8 protein-coding genes are annotated in these 9,878 nt (G+C 64.0%); 3 read left to right on the top strand and 5 right to left on the bottom strand.

All coding sequences use genetic code 11. The features are described 5' to 3' along the window. Positions 1–278: 278 nt before the first annotated feature. Positions 279–422 carry a hypothetical protein gene (locus tag ABYV89_RS10680; protein ID WP_432822940.1) on the top strand — a complete coding sequence of 48 codons (144 nt, stop codon included), beginning with the start codon at positions 279–281 and terminating at the stop codon, positions 420–422. 108 nt (positions 423–530) lie between these two features. Here ABYV89_RS10680 and ABYV89_RS10675 read toward each other — a convergent pair whose 3' ends face one another. The 5 genes from ABYV89_RS10675 to ABYV89_RS10655 form a co-directional block, all read right to left on the bottom strand. Beyond that, positions 531–830, bottom strand: coding sequence for a hypothetical protein (locus ABYV89_RS10675; RefSeq protein WP_432822939.1), 300 nt, complete (start codon positions 828–830; stop codon positions 531–533). A 398-nt stretch (positions 831–1,228) separates the two neighbouring features. Next, positions 1,229–4,390: an efflux RND transporter permease subunit gene (locus tag ABYV89_RS10670; protein ID WP_432822938.1), complete on the bottom strand. Its 3,162-nt coding sequence runs from the start codon at positions 4,388–4,390 to the stop codon at positions 1,229–1,231. Further along, positions 4,387–5,577, bottom strand: a complete 1,191-nt coding sequence (locus tag ABYV89_RS10665; RefSeq protein WP_432822937.1) for an efflux RND transporter periplasmic adaptor subunit — start codon at positions 5,575–5,577, stop codon at positions 4,387–4,389. Before ABYV89_RS10665 ends, ABYV89_RS10670 begins: the two co-directional genes overlap by 4 nt. Next, the gene (locus tag ABYV89_RS10660) at positions 5,574–7,004 is read right to left on the bottom strand and encodes an efflux transporter outer membrane subunit (RefSeq protein WP_432822936.1); all 1,431 of its coding nucleotides are present in this window, start codon (positions 7,002–7,004) and stop codon (positions 5,574–5,576) included. The genes ABYV89_RS10665 and ABYV89_RS10660 overlap by 4 nt, the downstream gene beginning before the upstream one ends. Further along, positions 7,001–7,633, bottom strand: a complete 633-nt coding sequence (locus ABYV89_RS10655; RefSeq protein ID WP_432822935.1) for a TetR/AcrR family transcriptional regulator — start codon at positions 7,631–7,633, stop codon at positions 7,001–7,003. Before ABYV89_RS10655 ends, ABYV89_RS10660 begins: the two co-directional genes overlap by 4 nt. A 185-nt stretch (positions 7,634–7,818) precedes the next feature. Here ABYV89_RS10655 and ABYV89_RS10650 point away from each other — a divergent pair, with 185 nt between their 5' ends. Next, positions 7,819–9,282 (top strand): helicase HerA-like domain-containing protein, encoded by a 1,464-nt coding sequence (locus tag ABYV89_RS10650; RefSeq protein ID WP_432822934.1) that lies wholly within the window; start codon positions 7,819–7,821, stop codon positions 9,280–9,282. Between the two features lie 16 nt (positions 9,283–9,298). After that, complete coding sequence (locus ABYV89_RS10645; RefSeq protein WP_432822933.1) at positions 9,299–9,802, top strand: hypothetical protein; 504 nt, start codon at positions 9,299–9,301, stop codon at positions 9,800–9,802. Positions 9,803–9,878 lie beyond the last annotated feature (76 nt).

Here is a 9,878-nt window from a genome sequence, read left to right as displayed (position 1 = left end):
CCGATCAGCACCTGCAGGCCAGCCTCGAATGGCCCGCCGGTGACGCTGACCCGGGAACCGACGGCTGCGGTAGAAGGGCTGATGGAGACAATTTCGAGAGCAGTTGCCTCGGACCGAGCGGAGAACAGGATGAAAGAAAGCAGAAGCAGAAACCTGAATGACGACATATGAGCCCCCTGGGCACGAGGTCTATGGATATACTTGATTAAAACACAAATGGCCGCGTAAACAACGACATGGCGTTGACATTTTCTTGCCGGAAAAGGGATGAGTCGATGATGCCCTTCGTCTCGAACAAAGTCGAACAGGTTGCCGACGGACACCCTAAAGTCACCGGCGATCCGACCATCCGCGCCGTCAGCAGAGAGAACGATATCAGCATCGAATCGATGCGTATTAGGCAGCCGGTCTGGTTACGATAGAAATCACAGTGCCATCAAGCAGGCATAAAAACAAGAGGCGGACTCCGAAATGGGTCCGCCTCTTGGCGTTAAGCAGAAATGAAAACTAGCCGATATTCGACAGCAGGCTCATTCGCTGTGGGTCGGCGAAAAGAACCTGGGACTGTTGATGCTTCTGTGCTGAATGGCGACCGGAATTACAGCCCCTTTTCGAGGCGCGGCATCATCGGCAATGTCTTCGTTCATGCCGGCCAACATAATAAAAAAGGAAAACAACCCGCCCAGCCAGAGCAGGCAGACAAGCATGCTGATTGAACCTGAAAGAAACAACAGCGTCCCTGTCACAAGCAGCAGAAACAAAGACATGCTCCGCTTCCCGATTTTGTGATTTTGCGGCTTTTCCCGGTAATTCAATGTCGATCTTTTCATCTTGTAAGCTCCTTTTAAGCAGGCAGATTACGTCTAAGCGAAAAGTAGCAATCCCCATGCCATCGACATCATATCAACAATACCGGGGAGATAGAACCCACAAATTGATTACGGGTAAAAAAATGCAGGCCTGCGGTCAAAAAATCGTCTCGAATTGTCTCCTATTGGAGACGTAAAAAAGGCATTCCGCCGCAAATTTTTCCCGCTGCGCCGGCAGGATGCTGGCAAACGTTGAACATCACGTATAGTTTCATTGCGGCTACGGAGCGAACTCGAAACGGAGCCTGTCGCCAGACAGCAACACCAGTCGTACCAAAACGCTTCATCCGCTTCCGGCCCAGTCCCAACCGCACAACGGGACAGGCGAAACGCGCCTGTCCCGATGGCATAAGTTTTACCTACCCGGCATGATCGGCATGACTCTCGCGCAAGCCGAAGAGCCGCCGGATATCCTCGAGGGCAAAATAGAGGGAGGGAATCAGCAGCAGGGTGATGCCGGTGGCGAAGAGGATGCCGAAGCCGAGGCTGATCGCCATGGGGATCAGGAACTGGGCCTGCACGCTGGTCTCCAGGATCATCGGCGCCAGCCCGAAGAAGGTGGTCAGCGAGGTCAGCAGGATCGGCCGGAACCTGCGCACCCCGCCCTCGACCAGCGCCTGGTGAAGGTCGAGCTGTCCGTCGCGGCGATTGGTGTTGACCCGATCGATCAGCAGCAGCGAGTCGTTGACCACCACCCCGGAGAGCGCGACGATGCCGAACATCGACAGCATGCTCAGGTTAAATCCCATGATCAGGTGGCCGGCGATGGCGCCGACGATGCCGAAGGGAATGGCCGCCATGATCAGAAAGGGCTGGCTGTAGCTGCGGAAAGGGATCGCCAGCAGGGCGAAGATGGCAAAGAGCGCCAGCACAAAACCGCGCCCCATGCTGGCCATCGAATCGCGTCGCTCCTTCTCCTCCCCCTCCATGTCGAAGGTGAGGCCGGGGTAGTCGTGGGCCAGCTCTCGCAGCAGCCCCCCCTTGAGCTCGGTGAGGATGTCCTGGGCGCTGGCCTGCTTGCTGTCGACCCGGGCGGTGACGTTGATGACCCGCTTGCGGTCGGTGCGGCTGATTTCGGAAAAGCCGCGCCCTTCGTCGATCCAGGCCGCCCGCGCCAGGGGAAGTTCGCCTCCCTGCGGGGTGCGGATACGCAGCGCTTCGAGGTCCCAGAGGCTGCCCCGGTCCGCTTCGGGATAACGCACCATGACCTTCACCTCGTTGCGGCCGCGCTGCAGGCGCAGGGCCTCGGCGCCGTAAAAGGCGCTGCGGATCTGCCGGCCGAGATCCTCTTCGGTCACACCGAGGGTGAGGGCCTCGGGCTTCAGCCGCAATTTGATTTCGCGCTTGCCGCGGGCATAGGTGTCCTCGATATCGCCGACCCCGGGATATTCGGCCAGCGACGCCCGGATGCGCTCGGAGGCCTGGTCGAGCACCTCGAAGTTGTCATGGGCCAGCAGGATGTCGATGTTGGCCCCCATGTGCACCAGGTTCGACTTGAAAACCAGCGACTCGACGCCGGGGATTTCGCCGACCGACTCCCGCCAGCGGTCGGATATTTCGGCGGCGGGGATGCCGCGCTTCTCGCTCAGGGTCAGCAGCAGGGCGACATCGGCCAGGTGGGCCGCGCCGGCGCTTTCGCCTCCGGCCGCCGGCCCGCTTTCGGCCACCTTGCCCCCGACCACCGCGTAGAGGTGGCGCAGGATGGTGCTGCCGTCGGGACGTTCGGCGTCATATTCGGCCACCGTGGCCAGCGCCTTGTCGGCGATCAGGCGCTGCACCCGCGCCGTCTCTTCGGCCGGGGTGCCGCGGGGCATCTGCAGCGAGGCGATGATCTGGTCGCCATCGACCTCGGGCATGAAATTGAAGCGGATCAGCCCCCCCTTGACCACCCCCACCGACAGCATCAGGCAGGCAATAGCGGCAGCAATGGTGGTGTAGCGGTGACGCAGGCAGCATTCCAGCGTCTTCCGGTAAGGTCCGGCGATAAAGCGATCGAGCTGCCGGCCAAACCAGCGCCGGGTGCGGTCAATGGCTCCGAGCAGGCCGCGGGGAGCCTGATGCGGACGACCGATGGCCAGGTGGGCGGGGAGTACGAACAGCGACTCCAGCAGCGAGACCAGCAGGATGACGATCACCACCAGCGGGATCGACTTGATGAACTTGCCCATCACCCCGCTGACGAAGACCAGCGGCAGGAAGGCCGCCACCGTGGTCAGAATCGAAAAGACCACCGGGATACCCACCTCCTGGGCTCCGTCCACCGCGGATTCGGGATAGGGCTTGCCGAGTTGGCGATGCTCATAGATGTTTTCGCCCACCACGATAGCGTCGTCGACTACGATTCCCAGGGCCAGGATGAAGGCAAAAAGGGTGATCATGTTGATTGACACCCCCACCGTCGGCATCAGGAAGAGGGTGCCGAGAAAAGAGATCGGAATGCCGAGCATGACCCACAGCGCCAGCCGGATCTCGAGAAACAGACCGAGCACGATGAAGACCAGCACCAGGCCGAAGCAGGCGTTCTTGGTCAGCAGGTTCATCCGGCTCTCGAGCAGCTCGGAGGTGTCGTTCCAGGTCGCGATGTGCAGATCCGGCGGCAGCTGCCCCTGCTTTTCTTTAACATAGGCATCGACCAGCAGCGAAATCTCGGTCGGTTTCTGTTCGCCGACCCGGTAGACCTTGACCATCGCCGCCGGCTTGCCGTCGAAGGTGGCAAAAGTGTCGGTCTCGGCAAAGGTGTCCTTGACTGTCGCGATATCCCGCAGCCGCACCTGGGTGCCGTCGGCCCTGGTAACGATCACCAGGTCGGCGTACCCGGGGCCGAAATAGCGCTTTTCCTTGGTCCGCAGCAGGATTTCGCCCCCTTCGGTGCGCACCGTGCCGCCGGGCAGATCGAGGGAAGCCTTGCGGATGCGGGCGGCCACGCCCTCGAGGGTCAGCTGGTAGCGGCGCAGGTCGGCTTCGGCAATCTCGATGGAAATCTCGTAGGGGCGCACCCCGCCCAGGTCGACCTGGGTGATCTGCGGCAGGGTCAGCAGTTCGTCCTGCAGCCGCTCGGCCTGCTCGCGCAGGCTGCGTTCCGGCAGGTCGCCGTAGACCACCACCGAAATGACTTCGCGACGGTTGAGCACCTTGGAGATGATCGGCTTCTCGGCGTCGAGGGGAAAGGTGGTGATGCGGTCGACTTCGCTCTTGACGTCCTGCAGCAGCTGGTCCGGATCCATCCCCTCGCCGACCTCGACCATCACCGTGCCGGAACCTTCGGCGGCCGTCGACTTGATCTGCTTGATGCCGTCGACCCCGGTGAGATTGTCTTCGATCTTGAGGATGATCCCCTCTTCGACCTCCTCCGGGCCGGCGCCAGGATAGGGGACTGAAATGCTGATCCAGTCGAGGGAAATTTCGGGGAAGACCTCCTGCTTGACCCGCGGGCCGAGGAGGAGGCCGCCGACTACGAAGACCAGCATCAACAGGTTGGCAGCCACGTGGTTATGGGCCATCCAGCGGATTGCGCTTCTCATGGCTGGTTCTCCGTGGAGGCCGGGGGCTCAATCGGCCGCAGCTTCATCCCCGGGGCGGCACCGGGAAGATAGGTCAGCACCACCTGGTCGCCGGCCTCGAGGCCGGAACCGATCACCACTTCGTCGCGGGTTCGGCGCAGCACCTCGACCGGCCGCACCTGCAGCTTCTGCTCCCTGGCCACCCAGACGGTCTGCTCGTCGCGCAGGGCGGCCGCCGGCAGCACCACCACGTCATCGAGCTGCCGTCCATGCAGGGTCACCTCGACAAAGGTCCCCATGGCCAGCGCCGGCCGCTCGCTGCCGCCGGCCTGCAAACCGTAGGGATCGGCCACCTTGATCACCGCCCGGGCCATGCGCCCCTGGGGATCGACCTCACCCAGAACCCGGTCGAGCCGCCCCTCCCAGCGGTGCTGGTCGTCGCCGGTCGACAGCCGAATTTCGGCTGCGGCACCCGGCCCTGCACTGCCGGGGCGCGGCACTGCGAGCCAGTCGAGCTCGGCCAGCGGCAGGGGGACCAGCACTTCGGCCTGATCGCTGCCGATCAGGGTCGCTACCGCCGTGCCGACCCGGACCACCTGGCCGGGATCGACCGATTCGGAACGCACCAGGCCGTCAAAGGGGGCCCTTATCAGGGTGCGCGCCAGGTCGAGTTCGGCCTGGCCGAGAGCGGCGCGGGCCGACAGCAGCGAGGCGCCGGCATTCTTCAGTTGCGGCTCGCGCAGCACCAGCGGGCTCGGCTGTTCGCCGGAAAAGCCCATCCGCTCCCACTCGCGCCTGGCGACGTCGGCCAGGCCCTGCTCGTTGGCCAACTCGTATTCGGCCTTGGCCAGGGTCGCCCGGGCCTTGTCCACCGCCAACCGGTAATCGGTGTCCTCGATGCGCAGCAGGACTTCGCCGGTACGGAAGAAGCCACCGGCGACAAAGTTCGGCGACACCTCCAGCAGGCGCCCGCCGACCTGCGGGGTCAGGGTGATTTCCCGAAAAGGCTGGACGGTGCCGGTGCCGACCACCTTGACCGCCCGGCTGCCGCGGGTCACCGCCAGAGTTTCGACCAGGGCGCCGGGGATTTCCCGGACCTCCTTCTTCGGTTCTTCACGGCTGGCAATCAGCACCCGCATGCCGACCACGGCCAGGACCAGGATCAGCAGGGGCAGGACGATTTTGATCAGCTTCGATTTGGCGCTCATAGTTCAGATCCTTGTTCGGATGTGGTATTCAATCGTGACTCCAGGGCCTGCTCCATCCAGCCGCCTCCCAGCCCGCGGGCCAGGGCGATGCGATCGGAAACCAGCTGGCGGCGGGCGGCCAGCAACTGGCTTTCGGCATCGAACTCGGTCGCCTGGGATGTCAGCACCGGCAGGTAATCGCTGAGCCCCTGCAGGTAACGGTCAAGGGCCAGGCGTCGAGCCGCGCTGGCGGCGGCGAGCCGCGCTTCGAGCAGGCCGATGCGCTCGGCACTGGTGCGCCCCTGGGCCAGGGCGTCTTCGACCTCCTGAAAGGCGCGCAGCACGACCAGGTGATACTCGGCCAGGCTTTCCCTGAAGACCGCCTGCGTGCGCTCCACCTCGGCCTTGCGCCGGCCGCCGTCAATGACCGGCTGGGCCAGGTTGAGCAACAGGTTCCAGAAGATGTTCGGCGAACTGAGCAGGGTGTCGAGTTCGCCGCTGGCGCCGCCGGTGTTGCCGATCAGGGCGAAGGAGGGAAAACGCTCGGCGATGGCCGCGCCGATCCGCTCATCGCTGGCCTGCAGGCGGGCTAATGCCGCGGAGATGTCGGGCCGGCGGGTCAGCAGTTGCGACGGCAGTCCGATGGCAAAAGCTTTCTCCAGGGCCGGGAGCGTCGCCGAATCACCGGACAGGGTTGGCCCGGGGTAGCGCCCGAGCAGCACCGCCAGGGCATGCTCGGTGGTCGCCAGGGTCCGCTCGACCTGGGGCCGGCGGGCCTTGGCCGCGGCCAGGTTCTGCCGGGCCTGGTACACATCGACCGCCGGAACCAGGCCGCTGCGGTAACGATCCTCGACCCGCGCCAGGGAATCCTCGAAGGAGACGATGGTGCTGTCGGTGAGGGCAAGCTGGGCGCGCTGCTCCACCGCCAGATAGTAGAGTTCGGCCAACTGCGCGGTCAGGGACAGGTAGAGGGACTGAATATCCTGCCGCGATGCCAGCACGTCGAGGTCGGCGGCATCGCTGCGGGACTTGAGCTTCTGCCAGAGGTCGAGTTCGAACCCCGCCGCCGCCGACAGGCGAAAACTGTCCGAGGAAACCGGTCCGGCAATGGACTGCTGGCGTCCGCGTCCGCCGCTCCCTTCCAAGTTGAGATACGGCTGCCGCGCGGCTGCGGACTGGCGCCCCATCGCCTGCAGCTGCTCGAGCCGGGCCAGCGCCTGGGCCAGATCAAGATTGCCGGCGAAGGCCTGCTCCATCAGCGCATCGAGCCGGGGATCGTCGAACAGCGTCCACCAGCGCTCGGGAAGCGTCGCGTCGCCGGTGTCGCCCAGGGCCGCGGCAAAGTTCTCCGGCAGGGGCAACGGGGCCGCCGCCTTCGGCTTATGTAAAGCGCAGCCGGATAGCAAAAAAACCGACAGCAGGGCTGGCACGAATGATTTGAGCGTCATGGTGCCTCCATTCCGGCAGCGGTGAAGCCGACCACCATGTCGATCAGCTCCTCGACGCTTGCCGGTGGGCTGACCCCGCCGGGCAGCTCCATTCCCCCACCCGCCCAGCGCAGAGCATGGCCGGTGGCTCCCAAGGAAAACTGAAGCCGCCAGAACAACTGCTGTTTCGGCAACTGCGGCAGAGCCTGTCCCAGCAAGTCGAGCAACAGGGTAAACACAGCCCCCATATGCTGCAGAAAGATTTTGCGAACCAGCTCATCCGAACCGGACAGGGCCCGGCCGACCAGCAGGATAAACGAACCCGCCCCGGGGCCGGTTTCGTACAAACGCAGGGTCGGCTCAATCAAGGCCCGCAGCAGCTCCTCGGCCCGCGGTGGCCGCCCTTCGAACGCAGCCAGCGCCTGCACCGCATCCAGCCGGGCTCGCCGCTCAAAGTTCAAGGGGGTCAGGCGCCGCTCGAAGACCGCGTCGAGCAAGGCTTCCTTGGAACCGTAATGGTAATTGACCGCCGCCAGGTTGACCTCGGCCGCGCCGGTGATCGCCCGCAGCGAGGTGGCATGAAAGCCTTGGCGGGCAAACAGCTCCTCGGCCACATCGAGAATCCGCCCCTTGGTATCCGGTTGGCTCATGTCATACTCCCATTATTGATCTATTCAACAACCACAATTTAAACGAACGTTTGAATTAAAGTCAAGCGGCAAAACGCCGGGACTCGAGGCGAGGCCCCCATCCGCCGTTGCCGACGCTCTCATTTGCGTTATTCTTTTTATTCGACTATAAAATACGGATTCGAATTTAAGGAGGTTTCATCGCCATGCCTACCCCGATGCTGCTCGCCCGCGCCGACAAGGATGTTTCCCTGCTGCCGAAAATGGCCAACCGCCACGGCCTGATCGCCGGGGCCACCGGCACCGGCAAGACCATCACCCTGCGCCTGCTGGCCGAAGGCTTCAGCCGCATGGGGGTGCCGGTCTTCATGGCCGACGTCAAGGGCGACCTTACCGGGATGGCCCGCGCCGGCGGCGACCATCCCAAGATAGTCGAACGGGCGCAACAGCTGGGGCTGGACGATTTTGCCGCGGAAGCCTACCCGGTCACCTTCTGGGATGTGTTCGGCCAGCAGGGGCACCCGGTGCGCACCACGGTGTCGGACATGGGGCCGCTGCTGCTGACCCGCCTGCTTAACCTCAACGAAGTCCAGGGCGGGGTACTCAGCCTGGTCTTCCGCATCGCCGACGACAACGGCCTGCTGCTGCTCGACCTCAAGGACCTGCAGTCGATGGTTCGCTACGTGGGGGAAAATGCCCGCGAGTACACCACCGAGTACGGCAACATCTCGGCCGCCAGTATCGGCGCCATCCAGCGTCGCCTGCTCGGCCTCGAGGACCAGGGCGGGGATAAATTCTTCGGCGAACCGGCACTCAACCTCGCCGATTTCATACAGACCGCCGATGACGGCCGGGGGATGATCAATATCCTGGCGGCCAACCAGCTGATCCTGTCTCCGCAGCTTTACGCCACCTTCCTGCTCTGGCTGCTCTCTGAACTGTTCGAGCAGCTCCCCGAAATCGGCGACCCGGAAAAACCGAAACTGGTCTTTTTTTTCGACGAGGCCCACCTGCTCTTCGATGAGGCGCCTAAGACCCTGCAGGACAAGATCGAGCAGGTGGTCCGGCTGATCCGCTCCAAAGGGGTCGGCGTTTACTTTGTCAGCCAGAGTCCCCGCGACATCCCCGACGATGTGCTCGGCCAGCTCGGCAACCGCATCCAGCACGCCCTGCGGGCCTTCACTCCCAAAGATCAGAAGGCGGTGCGGGTGGCCGCCGAGACCTTCCGCCCCAACCCGCGGCTCGACACCGCCGCCGTCATCACCGAGCTCGGCGTCGGCGAAGCGCTCCTTTCGGTGCTCGACGCCAAGGGGGCGCCGACCATCGTCGAACGGGCGCTGATCTGCCCGCCAAGGAGCCGCCTGCAGCCGCTGACGGAGGCGGAGCGGGCCCAGGTCATCCAGGGCTCGCTGCTGTACGGCCACTACGAACGGGATATCGACCGCCAATCGGCCTACGAGATCCTGCAGGAGCGGGCCAGCCAGGCCGAAGCGCAGGCCCAGCAGCAGGCCGCCGACAAAGCGGCACAGAAACCGGCGCCCCCGCGCGGCCGCAAAAAGGACAACCTGGTGGAATCCTTTGCCAAAAGCGCCGCCCGGTCGATCGGCAGCCAGGTCGGACGCAGCCTGATTCGCGGCGTGCTCGGTTCGCTCTTCGGCGGCCGTCGCTGAGGCGCCAGCCGGACCCATGACGAACCCCGCCCTTTGCCGCCTTCTCTGCCTGCTGCTGCTGGCCGCCGCCCCCATTGCCGGTCTCTGGTTCGGCGAGGGGATGCTGCCGCTGGTCTCCATCCCTGCAGCCGGCTCCCTGCTGATCCTCGCCTTTGGCGCCGCCCTGCTCTCCCCCTCGCCGCGCAAGCGGGAGAAATACTATGTGCTGCTGGCGGCGGTGGTGATGTTCGTCGGTGCCTGGGCGGCAGGATACAGCTTGGCCAAGCGAGCGCTTGCCGACTGCCTGCAGCAAGGCACCGCAATCCAATCCGCCCTCGAAAGCTACCGGAATATTCACGGCACCTATCCGCAGCAGCTGGAACAGCTCGGCATCAAGCTCCCCGGCCAGCTGCTTCTGCACGCCTCCCTGCTGCGCTACCATCCGGCGGGGTCCGATTACCGGCTCTCGTTCAAAACCGGCAATATTCAGTTCGAGGCCACCCGCTACACCCCCTTCATCGCCCACCGCCAGGAGGATTGATGGAAAAGCCGGCAAGCCACAGCTATTACGACAGCCTCACCATCCCCTTGCCGATTGAAGAGGTCTTCGCCTTTTT

Origin of the sequence: Trichloromonas sp. (assembly GCF_041583255.1) — a bacterium.
Taxonomy (GTDB): domain Bacteria; phylum Desulfobacterota; class Desulfuromonadia; order Desulfuromonadales; family Trichloromonadaceae; genus Trichloromonas.
Note: the sequence above shows the minus strand (reverse complement) of the source record. Positions and strands in the feature narration are given on the sequence as shown.